General features: G+C 55.6%; 20 protein-coding genes and 2 tRNA genes. 6 read left to right on the top strand and 16 right to left on the bottom strand.

Translation table 11 applies throughout. From position 1 onward, the window contains the following. Window positions 1-5: 5 nt before the first annotated feature. From dnaJ to hrcA, 7 genes are all read right to left on the bottom strand, one after another. Window positions 6-1,124 (bottom strand): molecular chaperone DnaJ, encoded by a 1,119-nt coding sequence (dnaJ, locus tag EDC26_RS15520; protein WP_132584274.1) that lies wholly within the window; start codon window positions 1,122-1,124, stop codon window positions 6-8. Between the two features lie 105 nt (window positions 1,125-1,229). Continuing rightward, entirely contained in the window at window positions 1,230-3,155 is a 1,926-nt protein-coding gene (gene dnaK, locus EDC26_RS15515) for a molecular chaperone DnaK (protein WP_132584272.1), read from the bottom strand. Between the two features lie 155 nt (window positions 3,156-3,310). Beyond that, window positions 3,311-3,709 (bottom strand): thioredoxin family protein, encoded by a 399-nt coding sequence (locus EDC26_RS15510; RefSeq protein ID WP_132584270.1) that lies wholly within the window; start codon window positions 3,707-3,709, stop codon window positions 3,311-3,313. A gap of 3 nt (window positions 3,710-3,712) precedes the next feature. After that, window positions 3,713-4,300, bottom strand: a complete 588-nt coding sequence (grpE, locus tag EDC26_RS15505; protein ID WP_132584268.1) for a nucleotide exchange factor GrpE — start codon at window positions 4,298-4,300, stop codon at window positions 3,713-3,715. Window positions 4,301-4,390: 90 nt separating this feature from the next. Continuing rightward, window positions 4,391-4,951: an LbetaH domain-containing protein gene (locus EDC26_RS15500; RefSeq protein WP_132584266.1), complete on the bottom strand. Its 561-nt coding sequence runs from the start codon at window positions 4,949-4,951 to the stop codon at window positions 4,391-4,393. 214 nt (window positions 4,952-5,165) lie between these two features. Further along, window positions 5,166-6,290, bottom strand: coding sequence for a ferrochelatase (gene hemH, locus EDC26_RS15495; protein WP_132584264.1), 1,125 nt, complete (start codon window positions 6,288-6,290; stop codon window positions 5,166-5,168). A 60-nt stretch (window positions 6,291-6,350) separates the two neighbouring features. After that, entirely contained in the window at window positions 6,351-7,361 is a 1,011-nt protein-coding gene (gene hrcA / locus EDC26_RS15490) for a heat-inducible transcriptional repressor HrcA (protein WP_132584262.1), read from the bottom strand. A 112-nt stretch (window positions 7,362-7,473) separates the two neighbouring features. Between hrcA and EDC26_RS15485 the strand changes: the two genes are divergently transcribed. Next, window positions 7,474-8,373, top strand: a complete 900-nt coding sequence (locus tag EDC26_RS15485) for an NAD kinase (RefSeq protein ID WP_132584260.1) — start codon at window positions 7,474-7,476, stop codon at window positions 8,371-8,373. 4 nt (window positions 8,374-8,377) lie between these two features. Beyond that, window positions 8,378-10,024, top strand: coding sequence for a DNA repair protein RecN (gene recN / locus EDC26_RS15480; RefSeq protein WP_132584258.1), 1,647 nt, complete (start codon window positions 8,378-8,380; stop codon window positions 10,022-10,024). Here the strand turns inward: recN and fur are convergent. Beyond that, window positions 10,017-10,454 carry a ferric iron uptake transcriptional regulator gene (gene fur, locus EDC26_RS15475; protein WP_132584256.1) on the bottom strand — a complete coding sequence of 146 codons (438 nt, stop codon included), beginning with the start codon at window positions 10,452-10,454 and terminating at the stop codon, window positions 10,017-10,019. The genes recN and fur overlap by 8 nt on opposite strands. Before the next feature lie 211 nt (window positions 10,455-10,665). On the opposite strand from fur, the gene EDC26_RS15470 reads away from it, so the two are divergent. Then, window positions 10,666-11,127 carry an outer membrane protein assembly factor BamE gene (locus EDC26_RS15470; RefSeq protein ID WP_132584397.1) on the top strand — a complete coding sequence of 154 codons (462 nt, stop codon included), beginning with the start codon at window positions 10,666-10,668 and terminating at the stop codon, window positions 11,125-11,127. 9 nt (window positions 11,128-11,136) lie between these two features. Then, on the top strand, window positions 11,137-11,928 hold the full coding sequence (dapB, locus tag EDC26_RS15465) for a 4-hydroxy-tetrahydrodipicolinate reductase (protein ID WP_132584254.1): 792 nt from the start codon (window positions 11,137-11,139) through the stop codon (window positions 11,926-11,928). A 1-nt stretch (window position 11,929) separates the two neighbouring features. Here dapB and murB read toward each other — a convergent pair whose 3' ends face one another. Beyond that, window positions 11,930-12,955: a UDP-N-acetylmuramate dehydrogenase gene (gene murB / locus EDC26_RS15460; protein WP_132584252.1), complete on the bottom strand. Its 1,026-nt coding sequence runs from the start codon at window positions 12,953-12,955 to the stop codon at window positions 11,930-11,932. 193 nt (window positions 12,956-13,148) lie between these two features. On the opposite strand from murB, the gene EDC26_RS15455 reads away from it, so the two are divergent. Continuing rightward, window positions 13,149-13,224 (top strand) — tRNA-Gly (locus tag EDC26_RS15455). Window positions 13,225-13,291: 67 nt separating this feature from the next. Then, window positions 13,292-13,365 (top strand) — tRNA-Cys (locus tag EDC26_RS15450). Between the two features lie 1,031 nt (window positions 13,366-14,396). On the opposite strand, the gene EDC26_RS15445 is transcribed toward EDC26_RS15450, so the two are convergent. From EDC26_RS15445 to EDC26_RS15415, 7 genes are all read right to left on the bottom strand, one after another. Further along, entirely contained in the window at window positions 14,397-14,846 is a 450-nt protein-coding gene (locus EDC26_RS15445; RefSeq protein WP_132584250.1) for a helix-turn-helix domain-containing protein, read from the bottom strand. After that, window positions 14,834-15,367 (bottom strand): type II toxin-antitoxin system HigB family toxin, encoded by a 534-nt coding sequence (locus EDC26_RS20410; RefSeq protein WP_243700940.1) that lies wholly within the window; start codon window positions 15,365-15,367, stop codon window positions 14,834-14,836. The genes EDC26_RS15445 and EDC26_RS20410 overlap by 13 nt, the downstream gene beginning before the upstream one ends. Window positions 15,368-15,773: 406 nt before the next feature. Beyond that, window positions 15,774-17,138, bottom strand: coding sequence for an acetyl-CoA carboxylase biotin carboxylase subunit (locus EDC26_RS15435; protein ID WP_243700939.1), 1,365 nt, complete (start codon window positions 17,136-17,138; stop codon window positions 15,774-15,776). A 12-nt stretch (window positions 17,139-17,150) separates the two neighbouring features. Then, window positions 17,151-17,372 carry an acyl-CoA carboxylase biotin carboxyl carrier protein subunit gene (locus tag EDC26_RS15430; RefSeq protein ID WP_132584248.1) on the bottom strand — a complete coding sequence of 74 codons (222 nt, stop codon included), beginning with the start codon at window positions 17,370-17,372 and terminating at the stop codon, window positions 17,151-17,153. Between the two features lie 131 nt (window positions 17,373-17,503). Further along, a complete protein-coding gene (locus EDC26_RS15425; protein WP_132584246.1) occupies window positions 17,504-18,550 on the bottom strand; it encodes a TrmB family transcriptional regulator in 1,047 nt (348 codons plus the stop codon). Between the two features lie 15 nt (window positions 18,551-18,565). Continuing rightward, window positions 18,566-20,767 (bottom strand): acetate--CoA ligase family protein, encoded by a 2,202-nt coding sequence (locus EDC26_RS15420; RefSeq protein ID WP_165931051.1) that lies wholly within the window; start codon window positions 20,765-20,767, stop codon window positions 18,566-18,568. A 46-nt stretch (window positions 20,768-20,813) separates the two neighbouring features. Further along, a complete protein-coding gene (locus tag EDC26_RS15415; RefSeq protein WP_132584242.1) occupies window positions 20,814-22,346 on the bottom strand; it encodes an acyl-CoA carboxylase subunit beta in 1,533 nt (510 codons plus the stop codon). Window positions 22,347-22,352: the final 6 nt, after the last annotated feature.

Raw genomic sequence — 22,352 nt, 5'->3', positions numbered from 1 at the left:
CCCTGCTAGCTAAAAAAATTCTTCACGCGATCGGTCCAGGATTCGCTCTGGGGGGAATGTTTTTCTCCGCCTTGCGACAACGATGCCTCGAACTGGCGCAAAATTTTCTTTTGCTCTTCGGTGAGGCGCACCGGGGTTTCGACCGACAGATGGCAGTACAGATCGCCGGGATAGCTGGCCCGTATGCCGCGTATACCTTTGCCGCGCAGGCGGAAGATCTTGCCTGTTTGCGTGCCTTCGGGAATGGTGATTTCACCCTTGCCCGCCAAGGTGGGAACCTCGAGCGTTCCCCCCAGCGCTGCGCTGGTAAAGGGAATCGTCAGCTCGCAGTGCAGATCCTCGCCGTCGCGCTGGAAGATGCCGTGCGGCTTTAAGTGGATTTCCACATAAAGGTCGCCCGAAGGGCCTCCATTGACGCCCGGCTCGCCGTTGCCCGAGGAGCGGATCCGCATGCCATCGTCGATGCCGGCCGGGATCTTGACCTGCAGGGTTTTGTTCTTGCGCGTGCGGCCCACGCCATCGCATGCGCCGCAAGGGTCGGTAATTTCTTTGCCGGTGCCGTGGCAGGTGGGACACGTTTGCTGCACGCTGAAAAAACCCTGCTGCATGCGCACTGCGCCGCTGCCGTTGCAAGTGTGGCAGGTCTTGGGATGCGTGCCCGGCTTGGCGCCCGAGCCGTGACAGGTGTCGCAGGTTTCCCAGCTGGGTACGCGAATCTCGGTGTCAAAGCCGCTGGCCGCCTGCTCCAGGCTGATATCCAGTGTGTATTTAAGGTCGGCGCCCCGATAGATCTGCGGGCCGCCGCCGCGGCGGCCCGCACCACCAAAAATCTCGCCGAATATATCGCCAAAGGCATCGGCAAAGCCGGCTCCACCCATGCCGCCCGCCCCTGCGTTGGAATCGACGCCCGCATGGCCGAAACGATCGTAGGCGCTGCGCTTATCAGGGTCAGAGAGCATCTCGTAGGCCTCTTTGGCCTCTTTGAACTTCTCTTCCGCTCCCTTGCTATCCGGGTTACGGTCCGGGTGGAACTTCATTGCCAGCTTGCGATAAGCCTTTTTAATCTCATCGTCGGAGGCGTTTTTCGCCACACCCAGAATTTCGTAAAAGTCGCGTTTTGCCATGTCGATTGCAGGCGTACAAGGCGCCTATTTTTATACTGGAACAAGAACGCCCGATCTCCGGCAAAACGCCAGAAACCGGGCTTGGAGGCCGCTAATACCTAGGCCTTATTGGTCGCGTTTGACTTCTTTGAAGTCGGCATCGACCACGTTTTCGTCGGCAGGAGCCTCAGCCGCCCCCGCAGCACCCTGCTGCGCCGCCGCCTGCGCCTGCATATCGGCGTACATCTTTTCGCCCAATTTCTGCGAAGCGGTGGACAAGGCCTCGACCTTGGCGTCTATGGCCGCCTTGTCGCCGTCCTTCAGGGTTTCCTGAAGCTCCTTGATGGCGTTTTCGATCGACTCTTTCTCAGCCGCGTCAAGCTTGTCACCATATTCGTCCAGCGACTTGCGCGTGGAGTGCACCAGCGCGTCGGCCTGATTGCGCGTCTGCGCAAGCTCGGCCACACGGTGATCTTCCTCGGAGTTGGCCTCGGCGTCTTTCACCATGCGTTCGATCTCGGCGTCGGTCAAGCCGGAGTTGGCCTTGATCGTGATCTTGTTTTCCTTGCCTGTGCCCTTGTCTTTGGCCGACACGTGCAAAATGCCATTGGCGTCGATATCGAACGTCACCTCGATTTGCGGCGTGCCGCGCGAGGCAGGCGGAATGCCCTCAAGATTGAATTCGCCCAGGCCCTTGTTGCCTGCAGCAATCTCGCGCTCGCCCTGGAATATCTTGATCGTGACCGCGGGCTGATTGTCATCGGCCGTGGAAAACACCTGCGAGAACCGGGTCGGAACCGTGGTGTTCTTGTGGATCATCTTGGTCATGACGCCACCCAGGGTTTCAATGCCCAGCGACAAAGGCGTGACATCGAGCAGCAGCACGTCTTTGCGATCGCCGGCCAGCACCGAGCCTTGAATCGCCGCACCGGCAGCAACCGCTTCATCGGGGTTGATGTCTTTGCGCGGCTCTTTGCCAAAGAATTCTTTGACTTTTTCCTGCACCTTGGGCATGCGAGTCATGCCGCCGACCAGGATCACGTCGTCGATCTCGGACACTTTGACGCCCGCATCCTTAATGGCAATGCGGCACGGCTCGATCGTGCGCTCGATCAGCTCTTCAACCAGGGCTTCCAGCTTGGCGCGCGTGATCTTCAGGTTCAAATGCTTGGGACCCGACGCATCGGCCGTGATATACGGCAGATTGATTTCGGTCTGCTGTGCCGAAGACAGTTCGATCTTGGCCTTTTCAGCCGATTCCTTCAAACGCTGCAACGCCAGCACGTCTTTGGACAGATCGACGCCGCTTTCTTTCTTGAATTCACCAATGATGTAATCGATGATGCGTTGATCGAAATCCTCGCCGCCCAGGAATGTATCGCCATTGGTGGAGAGCACTTCGAACTGTTTTTCACCGTCGACGTCGGCAATTTCAATGATCGACACATCGAAAGTACCCCCGCCCAGGTCATAAACCGCAATCTTGCGATCGCCCTTTTCGGCCTTGTCCATACCAAAGGCCAACGCTGCCGCGGTGGGCTCATTGATGATGCGCTTGACTTCCAGGCCGGCAATCCGGCCCGCGTCTTTGGTCGCCTGGCGCTGGCTGTCGTTGAAATAGGCCGGAACGGTAATCACCGCCTCGGTGACTTCTTCACCCAGGTAGTCTTCGGCCGTTTTCTTCATCTTGCGCAACACATCGGCTGACACCTGAGGAGGCGCCAGTTTCTTGCCCTGCACCTCAACCCAGGCATCGCCATTATCGGCCTTGATGATGCTGTAAGGCATCAGATGCTTGTCTTTTTGCACGGCTTTTTCGTCGTACTTGCGGCCGATAAGACGCTTGACGGCGTAAAGCGTGTTTTTGGGATTGGTGACCGCCTGCCGTTTGGCCGGCGCGCCCACCAGCACTTCGCCGTCCGCCATATAGGCGATGATGGAAGGCGTAGTACGTGCGCCTTCTGAATTTTCTATGATTTTGACCTGGGTGCCCTCAATAACAGATACACAGCTATTGGTGGTGCCAAGGTCGATGCCGATAATTTTGCCCATAATCTCTAACTCTGAAAAGTAAGCTGAATGATTGAAATTGAACCAGAATGAATCCTAACTGGGGGTAGCCGGGCTAATTTCAAGCCCGGCGACCGATTTTTTATGCGGGTAAATGAGGGCACAACAAGGGGTGCCGCTACATTAGCCGCCAAAACCTACGCCCCCGCGTTCAAACGCGCGACGGCGCCACTAAACTGCGGCAGGCCGGGCCAGCCGGAAATCCGGCCCAAGCGCTTGCCTGCCCGATAAAACACGAAAGCGGGCACGCCATGTAAGCCAAAACGCCGCCCCAAGGCCTCGTCCTGATACACATTGGCGTGAAACCAGGCCAAACCCAACGCCTTGATCTGGTCCTGAAGCATTAATGCTGTATTTTTGAACAGCATGCAGTTATAACAATCGTTGCCCCAAAAGAAGACACAACGCAGATCCGATCCCGGAGCATTGACGACGGCCGCATCAAAATTAGCACTATCGACCTCTCGCATGGCAAATAGCCCGAACACCTCCGCCGGGTCGAATTCGCCGGCCTGGGGCTCAGAGGCCTGAGACATGACTTACGCTGCCTGGCCCGGACCTGCCGATACAGTCACCAATGCCGGGCGCAGGACGCGATCGGAAATGGTGTAGCCTTTTTGCAGGGCTTGCGCCACGGTTCCCTCGGGCAGGTCTGATGGAACCGACGAAATGGCCTGATGCAGATGCGGATCGAACTTATCGCCGACAGCCGGCCAGACTTCTTTGAGCGCATTCCGCTCGAACGCCGAACTCAACTGGCGCAGGGTTACTTCCACCCCTTCGCGCCAGGACTCTACCGTTTGGTCAGCCTGCGCCAAAGCAGCCTCGAGGCTATCTTTAACCGGGACCAGGCTTTCAGCAAACGACTCCGTGCCGAATTTTCGGGCACGGGCAATGTCTTCTTGCGCCCGGCGGCGTATGTTTTCAACCTCGGCCTTGGCGCGCAACAACTGATCATGATATTGAGCGACCTGCGACTGAGCGTCGGCCAGCAAACCCGCCAGATCGTCGGACGCGTCTGCAGCAGCATCCAGATTGTGCTGCGCCTCGTTCACTTCAAGTTGCTCGGAGGTGTCCACAGATGGGTTTTCCTGTTTGGGATCGCAAGGTTCGTTCGGCGCCGGCATAGGGCTTTCTCCACACTAAATTAATTAACGAATTCACCAACAGATGGGGGCCCGAGCGCCTATTTCAAGACCTGATGGTGGGTACGTTTATCAGAACTCGTTCTGAATGCGCCGGTAGGCTTGTGCCAGGGTGACATTGGTATGCACCACTGATTCGGAAAACTCGCGCGCCGATTGCGGCACGCTTTGAAGCACGCTTAGATCGGTAGCGCCGGTCACCACTGTAGCGGAAGTCAAATAAAAGCCTTCGGGTATATCGTGGCCGTCGACCACGCAATTATGGCGCACCACGGCATTATCACCTACCACACAGTTGAACAGAACGGAATTAAAACCGATGAATACGTGATGCCCCACCTTGCACGGGCCATGGACGATGGATCGATGGGCGATCGAAGTGTGCTCCCCAATCGTAACGGCGGCCCCATCTTTGGAGTGAATGACCACCCCATCCTGAATATTGGAGTTGGCTCCGATAATAATAGGCTCCATCCCTCCATCCTCATCGACTTCATCGGCACGAATCACGGCATAGGGGCCGATAAACACATGTTCGCCCACCGTAACCAAGCCGCACAACACGGCGGTTGGATCCACAAATGCAGTTTCGTGCACAACCGGATAATCACCACGGGGATTTTTTCTGAGCATAGGAGCAATCAGCTTTAAATGAGAGAAGCAAGCCTTTTTAGTTTATGCCAATCGGCAAGCCCCGTCATCTTCGGGTGGGCGGAGTTGACCTGGAACCGCCTGCTGGGCTGCGGGGGAAAATAAGGGGCGTCGGGATGGCAGCCACAAGGGCTGCCGCTACATTCGCGACGGGCACGTTTTGTAGCGGCACCCCTTGTGGGTGCCATGCCGGCGATCAAACAGACGACCCATCCAACCAGCCGCCGAGGTTGCGCGTAATCAGGCGGGCAAGGCCGGAGATCCACGCGGGGTCGTCGTTCAGGCATGGCAGATAGTGGAACTGCTCGCCGCCGGCGGCCATGAAGGCATCGCGGCACTGCTGCTGGATTTCTTCCAGCGTTTCCAGGCAATCGGCCAGAAACCCGGGGCACATGACGTCGACACGGGTGATGCCTTGCGAGGCCCAGGCCTGCAAGGTCGGCAACGTATAGGGTTCGAGCCATTTTTCGGCGCCAAAGCGGCTCTGGAACGCGACTTCGACCAGGCTGGCATCGGCGCCCAGGCTTTGCCTGAGCAGGGCCGCCGTTTCCATGCAGTCACGGTAATACGGGTCGCCCTGCAACACCACGCGGCGCGGCAAGCCGTGAAAACTGAGCAACAGTTTCTGCGGCCGGCCATGCGCCTGCCAATGCGCCCGCACTTGCCCGGCCAGCGCCTGAATATAGGCCTGATCGGTATGAAAACGCTTGATGAATCGCAACTCGGGCTGGTTGCGCAAACGCGCCGCCACAGCCGCCACCTGATCGACCGCCGTGGCCGTGGTGCTGGCCGCGTACTGCGGATACATGGGCACCGTCAGAATTCGCTCGCAACCCTGGGCACGCAGCGCATCCATCGCACCGGCAACCGACGGATTGCCATAACGCATGCCGAGCTCGACTCGAACAGCCACCCCCGCCTCATCCAGAGCTGCCCGCGCGTCACCTTCCGACCGAGCCGCCCTCTGCGCATCCAGCACCCGCTGCACGCCGCTCGCCTGCGCACGGCTATAGACCAGCAGCGGCGACCCCTCGTCCATCCATATTTCTTGGTAGCGCGGGGCCAGCTTGCGCGGGCGGCGCGTCAAAATAAAGCCCTGCAAAATAATCTGCCAGAGCCATCGCGGGATTTCGATTACCCGCGAATCGGACAAGAACTCCGACAGGTAACGGCGAATCGATGCCGCGGTGGGGTGGTCGGGCGTACCCAGATTAACGAGCAGCACGCCCACCGGGCCCGGCCGACGCAACGGCCTGGCGGCATCCAAAGCCTGAGGATCGACCGGTTCAGATTGAAAACGCGGAGCAAATAAACTCGACACTGGGCTTACTCTTGATGTTTAAAAGATAGCGTCGCCTGCAACCGGCACAGCGACGAGGCTTCAGGACTGATTATGACTCAGCGCATTGGACAGCAGGCGCGCCGTAATATCGACGATGGGAATGACGCGTTCGTAGGACATGCGTGAAGGGCCTATCACCCCCAGCGTGCCCACCACCTTGCCATTGACGCCATAAGGCGCGGTCACCACCGACACGTCCTCCATGGGAACCAGCCGTGAATCGCCGCCTATATATATCTGCACGCCCTGCGCGCGGCTGGACACATCAAGCAATTGCATCAGATCGGTTTTCTTCTCGAACAGGGAAAACATGCGGCGCAGACGATCCATGTCAGAAGCGATGTCGCTGACGTTCAGCAGCTTTCGTTCGCCCGAAATGACGACCGCGTCGTCGCTATCGCCCGGCGCCGTGCCGGCCTCGACCGCCGCCTGCATCAGGCGCGAGATATCAGCCTGCAAGGACGAGAGCTCGTCAGCCAGCGAGAGGCGCACCTGATCGAACGACATGCCCGCAAAATGCTGGTTGAAGAAATTGCTGGCTTCCAGCAGTTCCTGTTCCAGATAATCGCGCGACACAAACAGAATGCGATTTTGAACATCGCCGTCGGGCGTGATAATAATCAGCAGCACTCGCTTTTCCGACAAGCGAATAAATTCGATCTGGCGAAACACCTGCGCGCGCCGGGGCGCCAGCACGACACCGGCGAATTGCGACAAATTGGACAGCAGCACGGCCGCGGCGTTCACGGCCCGGCTGGGGTCGGCCGCCGGCAACATCTCGCGGATCTGCGCCGGCTGCAAGACCTCGAAGCGCTGCACCGCCAGCAACCGATCGGCAAAAATGCGGTAGCCGCGCGGCGTGGGCACCCGCCCCGCGGAGGTATGCGGGCTGTGTATCAGGCCGAGCTCTTCAAGGTCGGCCATCACATTGCGGATGGTCGCAGGCGATAGGTCGAACATTTTGGAGAGCGTGCGCGACCCTACCGGCTGTCCGTCGGCAATATAACGTTCGATAAGCGCTTTTAAAAGCGCATTGGCTCTGTCATCCATACCTATATTTTAAGTAATCTGGCGAAAAGTGGTTTTTTTATCCACAACGCCAGGCCGCAGCCCCCATATAATCGATTTATCGGCATCATCTCACCCAACAAGGCCTGAACCCATGCACTTTAAAACCGTAGCCATTATCGGCCGGCATCAGGACAGCGGCCTGGACGCACCCTTGCGCCACCTAGTCGACACTTTACAGGCAGCTGGGTGCAATGTGCTAATTGAAGCCGACACCGCCCGGCACACGAGGATTACCGAATACACGATTGCGTCATACGAAGAAATCGGCCAGCGCGCCGACCTGGCCGTTGTCATGGGGGGCGATGGCACAATGCTGGGCGCCGGACGCCAATTGGCCCGCACGCGCGTGCCGCTCATCGGCATCAATCACGGGCGGCTGGGATTTATTACCGACATTCCGTTGCACAGCGCCCAGGACGCACTGACCAGCGTCATCAACGGCAATTTCGAGGCCGAAGAGCGGGTGCTGCTGGAAGGCCGCGTTGTGCGCGGCGATGTAGTCATGTTTTCGGGGGTCGCGCTAAACGACGTAGTCATCAACCGCGCCGGACGCGGGGGCATGATCGAACTGCGCGTCGAACTCGACGGCACGTTCATGTACAGCCAACGCGCAGACGGCCTGATCGTGGCCACTCCCACAGGGTCGACCGCTTATTCCCTCTCGGCCAACGGCCCCATCCTGCATCCCCGGCTCAACGCCATCCTGCTGGTGCCGGTGGCGCCGCAAACCTTGTCCAACCGCCCTATCGTCATTCCCGACAGCGGCACACTCAGCATGACCATTACCGCTTTGGGGCGCGTCGAATCGGGAGCAAGCGTGCACTTCGACATGCAGACCTGGTCGGACTGTCAGCCGGGCGACCGTATCGACGTGCGCCGCGCCAAGGACACCGTGCGCTTCCTGCACCCCACCGGCTATAGTTTCTTCTCCACCCTGCGCCGCAAGCTGCACTGGAACCTCATGCCTCAACCCTCGGACAACGTCGAGTAAACCCATGCTACGTACGCTGCACATTCGCGACTTTGTGATCGTGGATCAGGCCGAGATCCCGTTCGAACCTGGCTTCACGGTCTTTTCTGGAGAGACGGGCGCGGGCAAATCGATCCTGATCGACGCCTTGTCGCTGGCGCTGGGCGCACGCGGCGACGCAAGCGTGGTACGCGACGGCGCCGCGCGTACCGACATCAGTGCCGTATTCGAAATTCCCGACACCTTGCGGCCATGGCTGCAAGAACATGAATTCGACGCCGACGACGCGCTGGTGTTGCGCCGGGTCATCGACACCCAGGCGCGCAGCCGGGCCTTTATCAACGGCCTGCCGGTCGCACTGGGGCAATTGCGCGAATTGGGCGAACTACTGGTCGACATACACGGCCAACACGCCCACCAAAGCCTGCTGAAAACCGCCAGCCAGCGCGATCTGCTCGACGCCCAGGGCAAGCACCAAAGCCTGGCCAAGCAGACCCAGCAGGCCTGGCACGATTGGCAACAGGCGCAAAAGGCGCTGCTTGCGGCACAAAAAAGCGCAGCCGTCCTGAAGGAAGAACGCGAGCGTCTGGATTGGCAGATCGCCGAACTGGGCCGCCTGGACCTGCGCCCCGGCGAATGGGACGCCATCAATCAAGACCAAAACCGCCTGGCCCACGCCCAATCCCTGCAGGACGGAGCCACCGCCGCCCTGGCCGCGCTCGACAATGAACAGGATTCGGTCGAACAATACCTAAGCCGCGCCGCGCATCAAATCAAACAGCTGCTGCATCACGATAACCGCCTGCAAGGCGTCTACGACGCCATCGAATCGGCTCGTATCGCCGCGGCCGAGGCCGCTTCCGACCTGAACAGCTATCTGGACCGGCTGGAGCTCGACCCCGAACGCCTGGCCCAGGCCGAGCGGCGCCTGGGTGCCATTTTCGACGCGGCACGTAAATTCAAGGTCGAACCCGAAGAGCTCGACGCCCTCCATGCCAGCCTGCTTGCCCAGCGCGAGGCCAGCGACGCCGCCGCCGATATCGGCGCATTGACCCAGCACGTCGAGGCATCCCAAAACCTGTACAGCAAGGCCGCCGAAGCGCTCGGCAACGCCCGTCGCAAAACCAGCAAGACGCTGGCTGCGCAAGTCACCCAGGCCATGCAAACGCTCGCCATGCAAGGCGGCCGGTTCGACATCACACTGCACCCTTGCGAGCCCTCCGCCCACGGCAATGAAAGCGTGGAATTCCTGGTGGCGGGACACAGCGGCGTCCAGACCCGGCCCTTGGCCAAAGTCGTATCGGGGGGCGAGTTGGCGCGGCTATCCCTGGCGCTATCGGTCATCGCCAGCCGGGCGGCGCGCGTGCCCACCCTGATATTCGATGAGGTCGATACAGGCGTGGGCGGGGCGGTTGCCGAAGTCGTGGGCCGTCTGCTGCGAGAATTGGGCGGTCGCCACCAGGTACTGTGCGTTACCCATCTGCCGCAGGTCGCGGCTCGCGGGATGCATCACTACGAAGTCAGGAAAACAAGCACCGACGGCACTACGCTATCGAGCATCGCAGCCCTGAGCGAACAAGACCGCGTGCACGAGGTCGCGCGTATGCTGGGGGGTCTGACCATTACCGAGACCACCCGCAAACACGCCCGAGAAATGCTGGCCGCTATTTAAGATGATGATGCGCCTGCTTGGGCGAGCAGTCGGAGCAGATGCCGTACAGCATCATGGTGTGGCTTTCGAGCAGGAAATTATTTTCCTTGGCTATCTTTTGCTGCCGCTTTTCAATTTCGGCATCGGTGAATTCCGCCACCTTGCCGCAATTGGTGCAGATCATGTGGTCATGATGATCGCCGTCGTTGAGCTCGAAAACCGCCTTCCCGCCATCGAACTGGCTGCGAATCAGGATACCCGCCTGCTCAAACTGAGTGAGCACCCGGTATACGGTCGCCAGCCCGATTTCCACATCTTCGCCGATCAGGGCCCGATATACATCTTCGGCACTTTGATGGCGTTGATCAGCCTTGCGAAAAATATCCAGGATTTTGAGGCGCGGGAATGTCGCCTTCAATCCCATATTTTTCAGTTCACTTTGGTCGTTCATAGATAAAATGCCTCGGCGTATATGGAGACTGATGTTCGCTTGAGTGCATTATGGCAAACAAGAAACCGTAACAAACGCTATGATGCGTCTGTTCTGGAACCTTTATGATAACGGTTTTATTCAAATTGAATAACAGGGGCGCTTCGTGTTGACGACCGCAAAACCACTCTTTTCCAAATTACGCTGCGGGCTGGCCCTGGGCGTTGTTGCGATGGCGCTGTCGGCCTGCGGCACCACCAACTGGGGCCTGCCGTACCGGTCCGACGTTCAGCAAGGCAACTGGATTACTTCCGAACAGGTCGCACAACTGCAAAAAGGCATGACGCGAGACCAGGTGCGTTTTATTCTCGGCACCCCAACGCTGCAAGACATCTTCCGCAGCAATCGCTGGGACTACCCCTATTTCAACAAGCCCGGCTACGGCAAAACGCAGGAACGCAAATTCACTGTCTTCTTCGTCAACGATGTCCTGGATCACTGGGTAGGCGATAAGCAGCCCGACCGCCAGCCGTTCCAGAAAGCCGATACCGGCATGACCCCGGCAGGCAAGGCTGACACCGGTCCGGCGGCCAAGGCCCCCACGCCCCCACCCGCCCCGGCTACCCGCTCCCCCGTCGAGATTCAACCTGTCAATCCCACGGCCGGCAGCCCGAGCCCCCAACCATTGCGCTAGAGGGTCATCATGCGTATAGCGATAGCTGGAGCAAGCGGCCGCATGGGGCAAATGCTGATCGAAGCCGTCCTTGACGCCAGCGACCTGAAACTGACCGCCGCCCTGGTTCGCGCCGGCTCCCCGGCCGTGGGCCAGGACGCCGGCGCCTTCCTGGGGCGAGATACAGGCGTACGGATTACCGACGACTTGAAGGCCTTGGCGCAGGCCGAATGCCTGATCGACTTTACCCGGCCCGAAGGCACCCTGGCACACTTGAAGGCCTGCACCGAATACGGCGTCAAATGCGTCATCGGCACCACCGGCTTCGACACCCAGGGCAAGCAGGCCATTCACGCCGCCAGCCAGAAAATCGCCATCGTGTTTGCACCCAATATGAGCGTGGGCGTCAATGTCACCTTCAAACTGCTGGAAGTGGCCGCGCGACTTTTAAACAGCGGCTACGACGCCGAGGTTTTTGAAGCGCATCACCGCAACAAGGTCGACGCGCCTTCGGGCACTGCACTGGCGATGGGCCAGGCTGTTGCTCACGCCTGGAACGAGAACCTGGACGATATTGCCGACTGGGCGCGCCACGGCCATACAGGCGTGCGCCAAACCGGCCGCATCGGTTTTTCGGTCGTGCGCGGGGGCGATATCATCGGCGACCATACGGTGTATTTCTGCGGCACCGGCGAACGCATCGAAATCACTCATCGCGCCAGCAGCCGCGCCACTTACGCGCAAGGCAGCCTGCGTGCGGCACGCTACCTGGCGCGCAAACAGCACGGGCTATTCGATATGCAAGACGTGCTGGCCATCTGAGTCAAACCACGGCCACAGGCTCTTGCTCGAGCATCACGCCATAGCGCGCGGCCACATCGGCGCGAATGGCATCGGCCAGATTCCTGATATTTTCGGCGTTGGCGCCGCCATAGTTCACCAGCACCAGCGCCTGGCGGTCATGCACCCCCACCGGACCCACGCGCCGCCCCTTCCAGCCCGTGTGCTCGATCAACCAGCCCGCCGCCAGCTTGTAAAAACCGTGCTCCTGCGGGTAGGCCACCAAGCCCGGATGCTCCGCCTCGATCGAATCATGACGGCCTGCGCTGACGATGGGGTTTTTGAAAAAACTACCCGCATTGCCCAACACCGCCGGATCGGGCAATTTGCGGCGGCGAATCTCGCACACCGCGTCAAAAACCTGCCGGGCCGTTACCGCACCGGCCGACCGCGCCAACAGCGGATGACGCTGCAAGTCAGGATACGTCGTCACCGCCCGCCAGGGCTTGGGCAAACGAAAACGCACCGCCACAATCAGCCACCGCCCCGGCTGGGCATGCTTGAAAAAACTGTCGCGATAAGAAAACCGGCACTCCCCAGCGCTCATTTCCACCTGACGCCGCTCATGCAAATCCCACGCCACCAGGCTATGGAAACGCTGATCCAGTTCCACCCCGTACGCGCCAATATTTTGCACCGGTGCCGCCCCCACCGTGCCGGGAATCAGCGCCAGATTTTCCAACCCATCCCAGCCCTTGTCCACACATTGCGCAACAAAATCATGCCAGACCTCGCCCGCTTGCGCCTCGATGACCAGTTCGCTGTCCGTCTCTGACCAAAGCTGCACTCCGCGCGCCTCTACCTTGACCACCAGGCTATCGAGTTGCGAAGCCAGCACCACATTGCTGCCACCGCCCAAAATAAACACCCGGCCAAACCGATCGGCCACATCGGACAACGCCGATAGCTCGCTGGCCGATTCATGGCGCACAAACGCCGCCGCCCGCGAGCGCAGGCCCAGCGTATTGAACGAAGTAAGATCTTGAAAGATGGGTTGAAGCAAAGCCAGCCTTGACGATTAGCCGAATTGACAGAGGCGGGGATGCCTATGCTACTATCTCGGTCCTCGCTAAATGTTACTTGATTTTTATGGGCTCGGTGGGACGTTGGCCGGGCTTATGAATTTGCGCGGCGCTAAAAATCCAGATATACTGCGAGGCTGTTTTCCACTTAGGCAAATATGCCGCAGTGCAGAAAACAATGCGGGAATAGCTCAGTTGGTAGAGCGCAACCTTGCCAAGGTTGAGGTCGCGAGTTCGAGACTCGTTTCCCGCTCCAAATTCAAGAGGGAAGCGCTGGCGCTTCCCTCTTTTTACATGTACTGACGTGTAGTATACGTACCTACGGCGCAATGGCAGAGTGGTCATGCAGCGGATTGCAAATCCGTCCACCCCGGTTCGATTCCGAGTTGCGCCTCCATCGGCTAGTTTCAGCCTGATTCATCACTCCCGAAAATGTTATCTTAAATGCGCGAAAGGCCCTGTTTATGGGGTACCTTCGGCGTTGTACATGGGACATCCGACACGCTGGCCGCTTCAGGATGGTACAAAAGACGTCGTACATCTGTTTGTACCTGGGCCACAATTCCTAGGATTCCTGGAAAATGTACAACATCTGAGGCCGCGTATGGCGACAACGCTCAATAGCTTGACCGAAAAGCAGTTACGCCATGCGATCGCCAGGGAAAAGGACTGACGGCTGAGTGATCGTGGAGGTCTCACCCTCCTGGTTCGCACCAGCGGCCGAAGGTATTGGCAGCATATGCAATAAATAGCATCCGATCACTACTAAGGCCTTGCGCACCCTGCCCCTGGGCACCTATCCACGGTATTGCTCCCTTCGTGCAGTATCAGACTGAGATCGGAGCGCATCAAGTCCGGCGGGTGTTGAATAGTCTAGAATGGGGTGGAATTGTCTGGTTACAGACTGGGCTGTTCAGGCATTTAAAATACTTTTCCAGCCTCACGCCGCGGCTTGCTGAAGACCTTGACATCACTGGTCAAGATAGTTGACGTTAAACACCAACCGTTACTAATCATCTTCATGGTAACCAGGCCGCTGTCGGCCTATGTGACCAGCACACTGGCACGTGAGCCACTGGCCGCTAGGCTGATCACTTCGTTCGTATAAGAACTACGTGTCTCGGCTGGCCATATAGGATCCCCAGCACTCGTTGCTTGCTACCGGAAAAGAGCGCGTTGGAAAATTGAGTTTGTGCGACGGCGGGCAATAGCTTCAGCAACCGTTTCGCCTTCTCGTAGCCCGAACACAGTTTTCGGGTATTTGGTGTGGAAACATGAAAAGGCGACGTGTCGCCGACATCAGGCTTTGCAAAACCCTCGCACGATAGACGTTTGAATATTTTTTTGTTGGCTCGCCGCGCTCACGCAACGTTTTTAAGTGAAGTTCCATTGCGCGCTTCGAATTGCTCTTGTTTCTTCTGGCTTTGGTTAATGTGCGTCGCGACGTTCTATGAAAGCATCAGCGCTAACATGGAAGCGCTCGACCAAGGCTGTAATCTGGCGTGTGTTGGGCATCCTGCGGCCCGCCAGAATCTCGGAAATCACGCTTTGGCTACCGACCTCGGGCAGGTCGGATTGGGTCAGCGCGTGCTGGTCCATCAGAAAGCGCAGCACATCTCGGGGGGATGAGGCCGGGATGGCATGGTGGTCGGCCTCGTACTCATGCGCTGCCGCCGTCAGCAAGTCCAGCAAGTCAGCCAGCGGATGCATGGCATCCTCCCGCGCAGGTGTGTCGCGAGTTTCGTCCAGAATCGCCTCAATCAGTGTCAGGGCGCGATCGTAGTCCGCTTCATTGCGGATGGCGCCCACGCCTGCTACGGCGCGGAACTCCCCATAGCTGCGGGCCACCTTGGTCAGGTCGGGGATCACGGCTTCCATGAGTCGTACTCCTTATGCGTAAAGATGTGCTTGATAAAGACCGTCTGTGATCGGAACACCACATCGGCAACGATGCGGTACTTGTTGCCGCCTACGTCGAAAACGACATAGCCACTCACCCAGTCTACCGTGTTAAACACCGCCTTTAGCACCGAGAAATCGGCTGCCTGAGCATGTGCCAGCGTGGTGTGCCAATGAAGCAGAGCATTGGTGGACCCCGGGTGGATTGCCCAGAATTCGCGCAACCGCCGCCTGGAGATGATGTGCATAGGTTTGATTATTGCAAAAACAAATAAATATTGCAATAACCGATTTTTTTGGATAAAAGATCTGTTTAAGCGGTTCGGATAATGTGTGCACTTCCCAAGGCTGCACAGGCTCTCAAATGCCGAGGTCACTGCTGCTCTTCTATGATCCATATCTTGGGCCTCGCAGTTTAACGGCACGGCAGGCGAGCAAACGGATTCTGCGTACGGGGTGCCTTGGTTGGACAGCGATGAGCTCTTTTCAACCTTTCCCACTTGGCTGATCCGCGGCAACAGCAGTTACGATGCAGCTCGTCCAGCGACCATATACTGATTTTGAGCGGGCACTGATAACCGATCCTGTGCAAAACGAGTCTTGGCATTAATCATCGTCACAGTTTGATACAAATAATGATCGGGTACTGCGGACGTGCCCGAATGGTGAAATTGGTAGACGCAGGGGACTCAGAACAAATTGAGTCCTCAAGGGAAAAACCCTTGAGATGAAGTCCGTCAAACTCGGCGAAGGCCCTGGATCAACAATCCAAGCTAATACCGAGTCAAGCCTGAAGTGATTTAATGCCAGGAAGGTGTAGAGAGCAGGCGGCGGGCAACTAAGGTTGCTAACTAAGTCTAAGTCGGTATAGCCCTTAATACTACGACAATCGTCATGCACATTGCATTAAGTCAGACTCGTAATATTTTCAGCCACAAAATTGGTCGTGATCTTGCCTTGCTGGAATAACGGATCCTTCAAGCAAGCAATCAGAAACGACAGATTGCTTTTGATCCCTTCCACCCTGGCATTTTCCAGGACTGCTAGCAGCCTGTTAACAGCGTCTTCCCGGTTGTCCCCATATGCAATTACCTTTGCAATCATGGGATCATAGAAAGGCGTAATCTCGTTTTGCATCTCATAGCCAGTTTCAATGCGAATGAACGCGGGATTGGCATAAGTAAAATCGAACTGCTGTAGTACACCAGGTGACGGCATAAACCGCTTTGCCGGGTTCTCTGCATACAAACGGCATTCTATGGCATGACCCATTTGGCGAATCGACGCTTGATCAATCAACACCAAATCGCCCCGTGCGAGTTGAATCTGCATTGACACAAGGTCCGAGTCTGTAGTCATTTCCGTTACCGGATGCTCGACCTGAATGCGAGTATTCATTTCCAGAAAATAATACGCGTCTGTATCAACATCCAAAATAAATTCAACTGTGCCCGCACCTCGATAGTGGACGCTGTTGGCCAAACTGACTGCAGCTATCACCATGCCGTGCCGGACTTCCTGGCTTAGGTTGGGCGCTGGCGACTCTTCAATGATTTTCTGAAAACGACGCTGGGTCGAGCAATCACGTTCATAGAAATGAACAGCTCCGCCTGGAAAACCAAATATTTGAATTTCCACGTGTCGCGCGTTAGGTATGTATTTCTCTAAAAAAACGTCTGCATTGCCGAATGCACTTTTGGCTAAGGACTGGGTGGCGACAACCGCCGCCTGAAGGTCTTCCGGTTTCGATACATGCTTCATCCCAATTCCACCGCCGCCTGCCGCCGCTTTCACCAGTAACGGGAAACCAACCCTGTTGGCTTCGACATGGAGCTTATCCATATTATCGGATCTAAATCGGATACTCCCGGGGACGACCGGCACATGGGCTGCAACCGCAATGTCGCGCGCCTTCTGCTTGTCGCCCATGTTCCTAATTGAGGCTGGATCAGGCCCTATCCAAACAATGCCGCTTTCTATTACCGCAGTCGCAAATTCAGCATTCTCAGACAGGAATCCATAGCCAGGATGGATCGCGTCTGCGCCGACCTGCTTAGCCGCTGCAAGAATTTTTCCTATGTCCAAATAGCTATGTGCACTTTTGGATGGGCCGATATGAACGCTTTCATCGGCCTGCTTCACATGGAGCGCCTCGGCGTCCGCATCCGAATAAACAGCTACGCTGGATATGCCCAGTCTCTTGCATGCGCGAATGACGCGACACGCAATTTCACCGCGATTAGCAATCAACAGCTTCTTAATAGGTTTCATGTCTGCTTCCTATCACGCGGTAATGCGGGCAACGACTGATCCTTCGCGTACGGTATCCTCTTCACTCACCAAAATTTCCTTCACGATTCCATTTTCGACGGCCACAACAGGGATTTCCATTTTCATCGATTCCAGGATCATCAGCGGTTCGTCTTCAGCAACCGCGTCCCCAATCTTGACCAGAATTTTCCATACATTGCCTGTGATTTCCGTTTTGATGTCTACAGTTGCCATTGCCCGCTCCAGTTCATCTGAATAGTTGCTCTACTGCTTTATTTGATATAAATAATAGATGAAATTGATAGTAGTTGCAATAGCAACCACATAATCAGAGAGGACGTCCAATCACATTATTAACGTCGCCGTTAATCACGAATCTGCCCACGGCCATTTCGACTTCGACCTCGACCATACGACTCTGTCAACGAGCCCACCCGGGGTTTAAGCCCTGTGTTCTCATAAAATGAATTCACCTGATCCGCAGTGTAGGCATTCAACCTCAATTTCATTAAATACTGACCAAACTCTTCTGTGATTTCATTGCCAAATTTTTGAAAAATTTCTGCCATATAGTAATCATGACGAATTAACGAAAGCGCCATCGTCACGACGGGAGGACTCTGTGTTCTGGCACCGATAAATTCACCATCAGCATTCACGGTAATCATCTCGTTGTGGTCAACGACGATTGTAAAAAGATTGTCTGCCTTGCCCATGCGGGTGCCGTCGTTCTCGTGGATATAAACTCTACAATTATCGTTGTATTCAAATTCTGCCTTATCAGTGCCGAACAAGATAATGACGACTTTCATTCCCTTTTTCTGCGCAGCTTTTTTCAATGCCGCTGCATGCTTACGCAACACGGTGTCCGAAGCTTTAATCCAGATTGATTCCTTGGGGGACTTAAGCAATTTTTGAATCTCGATGTCGATATTTTCCTCGCCGCGAAGAATCCATACATACTGATTTTCGACCTTAGGTTCGAGACTTTCAAGACGGGCTACTAGTCGTTCACATAATTTGTTGGTCTGGGTCGCTACTTTCTCAAAGACCACTTTAGCGCTAGCCGCAACGTAGCTAGTGGGGTTTTCGGTAACAGGCAAAACCGCACCTTTGCGTGTCAGAACGTCCAAGGCACTGTAGGTATTGGTTCGCGGCACCCCTGACATCTTGGCAATTTCGTATGCTGTTTTGGGCACGCCGGCTGCCTGCAAGGTCTCAAGATAAATTTTGGCCTCATATACCGTAAAGCCTAAGGCCTGCAAGTCATTAATCATAAGTCCCGATCTACCATTATTTAGAATCACTTTTCCCTCGACTATAGAATCACTTTTTTCTTGATCGTCGATTTTAGACGACTCCGTATAGTGAGCACGCTGCAAGCCGCGATTCAAACAAATAGGTAGCTGCAAAAAAGCCGTCTAGAATTACGCGGGTATGGAAAGCAAACCGACGTCTTGAGGATCGGCCCAAACCTGACTACTGTGCAAAATCATCTTGCGCTCCAGGTTACTGACAATTCGCAACGCTTTGGCCATATCGACAATTTCATCGTAAACAGGAATGCCGGCTATTCGGGCCAATTCGATATATTCGCGTCGCAATGCATCAAGCTCTTCAGAACGATCACTTCGAAGCGCCAGAACAAAGTGCGTGTCCGCACCGCGCACTCGCTTGGTCTGAGTGATGATGTCGATCAAGTTCTGTAGCGGATTGCTCGTACCGCGTCCGGAAAACGCTGCCAAGTTCAAATGCATCGCAACGGCATCCGGCTTCGCTTCGTCGTAAACGATGTCAAGGATTTCCTTGGCGATAAAACCTTCCTTTTCTTGCAACGTACGCACCGGAGTATCGATCGGATTGATAACACTGGTTCCCGGCGGGAAACCAATTTCTTCCAACTTGGTAATTGTTTCAAGCGCGAAAGGCGACACATCCAAGCCCGAGCGCGCAAAACAATCGGCCCCCAATACGCTGGAACCGCCTCCGTTACCGAACAGCACTACCTTGTGGGTAGGTGCCATGGTACGCAATTGCAGAAACTGTAGAGCAAGTAACGCGTTAATGAATTCATCAACCGTATCGACAAGTTCCACAACAGTCTGTTCTGATAAAGCGACCCACGCCTCGTCGCCCGATGCCAGCGCCCCCGTGTGCGATTGAGCAGCCAGACGCCCTTGCCTGGTTGCGCCGCCGCGCAAAATAACAATCGGCTTAAGATCGCGAGTATTCCTTAATAGATCGAACACGGCCCGACCGTCCTTAATATCTTCAATATATAGGCCTATAGCGTTGGTAGCCGGGTCGGACAGGAAATACTCGAGCAATTCCACCGGCTTTACGTCAATGCTATTGCCAATGGTGACCAGCCCGCTAAAACGTAAGCCGCGCCATTGTCCACGCTTAATGATGTCTGTTGATAACCCCCCGGATTGGGACACCACTCCTATGGTTCCACCGTCTGTCGGCGCGTCTTTTGGAAACGTAAGCTTTCCTACAGGGGAATAGGTTCCAAGGCAATTCGGGCCCAATAATCGAATTTTCGACCGGCGTGCAACGCGTAGCAATTGCTCTTGTTGCTGCCAGCCTTGTTCGGTTTCAGCGAAACCAGAGCTGATAATTTGAATGAATTTACATTTCCCCGATGGAAGATCGATGGACTGCAATATGCGCTCCGCGCTAATTGCCACATATGCATAATCAATGTCGTTGGGCGCGCTAGACAGGCTTGGATATGCCTTCAAGCCTTCAATTTCTTCCGCTTTCGGGTGAATAGGATAGATGTTTCCTGAAAAACCAAATTCTTTCAAACGACGGATGAACGTGTTGGCGATGATTACATCTTTAGCCGACGCACCTAATACCGCCACGTTTTTCGGAAAAAACAACGGCTTGAACTTCTTGACCACGTCAACATCGGTACCAGCCACACTACCGACAGGTGACATTTCTCTTGTCTCGTTTGGATTTTTTTGAATAATTCGTGCGTCTACCGCGACAAGGCGAGAACCGGTAAGAATTAGCGGATTAATATCAAGCTCAGAAATCATATTCTGATGCGTCATGAACAGACCGCCCTTGCCGCCAATCTTAAGCAAGCCCTGAACTAACAGCTGTTTGTCGTAAACAGTACCCCCACGAAAGCCATCAAGCAGCTTTCGCGTCTGAAGGCTGTCGATCATTTCCCATGCGTCCTGCTCGGTAATGGGGCAGATTCGGAAAGTAATGTCCTTCAATAGTTCGATATAGATACCTCCCAGGCCCAACATTAGTATCGGCCCGAATTGACGATCATAAAAGCCGCCGATCGCAACCTCCATGCCCGAAGGAATCATTTCTTCCACAAGCCATCCATCAATACGCGCCGCAGCAATAACGGGGATCGCTTGCATGCGCCTGATGGCCTCGACCACTTCGAACGCCGTGTTCAAATTAATCGCTACCCCCCCCGCGTCCGATTTATGAAGAATGTCTTCAGAGACGACTTTGACAACAAAGGGTGCGGTTAACGAGCCGATTTTCCGCGAAACACATTCAACACTGTCAGCAATAAATGATTTGGGAACATCCACGCCAAACTTACTTAACAGCGATTTCCCCTCTTTTTCGTTCAGAAATGTACTTTGCATGGTTCGAGCCCTATTCTTCAATTCCATAACTGGTTACAGCGCCCTTTCAGTAGCTGGTGGGCCAGGAACGCATTAACCGTTCGCTAATGCCTCCCGACTTGCGGCGTTGATGAATCTCCAGCATACGGATTAGGAACTTACGGGTTTCCTGAGGTTTGATCACATCATGGGCCGAAAAAATACGTGCCATATCCCAAATCTCCAAATCTTTTCGAATTTCAGCCAGAGCATCCTCAAACCCTTCGTCCTCTGCCGTTTTATTGTGGACAATGGTTGTCGCAAAGACGGGGTCCATGAAACTGACCTCGGCGTTGGGCCATGCAACCATGGTGTCGTTATGCGCACCGCCGCCCATCGCCACATAGGCGCGTCCATAAGCCTTACGACATAAAACGGTAATTTGCGGCACTGTGGTGAGGCATGTAGCATTCATGAAATTCATAATTTGTCCCGGTGCCCCTTTGCGTTCCGCCTCGGCGCCCACAACGAACCCAGGGGTATCCACAAAGCGAATGATAGGGACATTGAAACTATCGCACAAAACAGTAAAATCAATAGCCTTGCGACATGCTTCTGCTGACAGCGCACCTCCACCCGTCAATGGGTTATTGGCAATGATGCCAACCACATGGCCATCAAGTCGGGCCAGACTGGTGACAACCGACTTCCCAAAACGGGACTTTAATTCCAGCAGGCTGCCATTATCAAACACGATTTCCAGAATCTTCTTCATGTTGTAGACCTGGGTTCTGCTCTCGGGAATGATGTCCAGAATTCTTTCCTGGTCTGCATCGGAACCCTCGGGCACTTCGCCACGCGGAGCCAACTCGTTCGCATGTGACGGCATATAGCTTAGGAAGCGCCGAATAACCATCATGGCTTCTTGATCGGAATCGACAAAATAGTCGATCAGGCCGGTTTGCTCGGCATGCAGGCGCCAGCCTCCCAATTCCTCCAGATCTATTTTTTCACCAATAGCCATTGATACGAGCCGCGGACTGGACACCGCCATAATCGAACCCTTCTTCATAACGGAAAAATCCGCGCAACAACATAGCCAAGCGGACGACCCAAAAGAAGTACTCAAGGCAGCCGCAACCCATGGCACTTCGCGAATGCGTCTGAACTGGGAGGTATCGTTGCCCAGCATTTGCCCCATCCCCTTGGATCCCATGGCGTCAGGCAGCCGCGCGCCGGTGGACTCTCCTATATGCACAAAGGGTATCCCACGCTCGTTACATGTTTTTCGGATATATCCCATTTTTTTTGAGTTTGTGGCGCTGGTCGAGGCACCCTTCGTTGTGAAGTCATTGACCACAACGCCGACATCACGCTTGTTGATCTTCCCGAAGCCAACAATTTTCCCGTCCCGCGGAGTGGCTTCCCGATCCTGATCAAACACTGAGGCCGCCAAAAGACCCAGTTCGATAAAACTATCGCCGTCAACTAGAACATCGAGCCGCTCTTGCGCGTTCAAGTCGCCGGTTTCTTTTCTTTTCTGCAGTTTGCGCTCGCCCCCCATTGCCGCCGCCGCCGCTCTTTTTTGATCCAATGTGTCCAGCAATGCTTGATGCTTCATGACTTA

This window comes from Paralcaligenes ureilyticus (genome assembly GCF_004346225.1).
Classification (GTDB): domain Bacteria; phylum Pseudomonadota; class Gammaproteobacteria; order Burkholderiales; family Burkholderiaceae_B; genus Paralcaligenes; species Paralcaligenes ureilyticus.
This window is presented reverse-complemented; position numbering and strand designations above follow the sequence as displayed.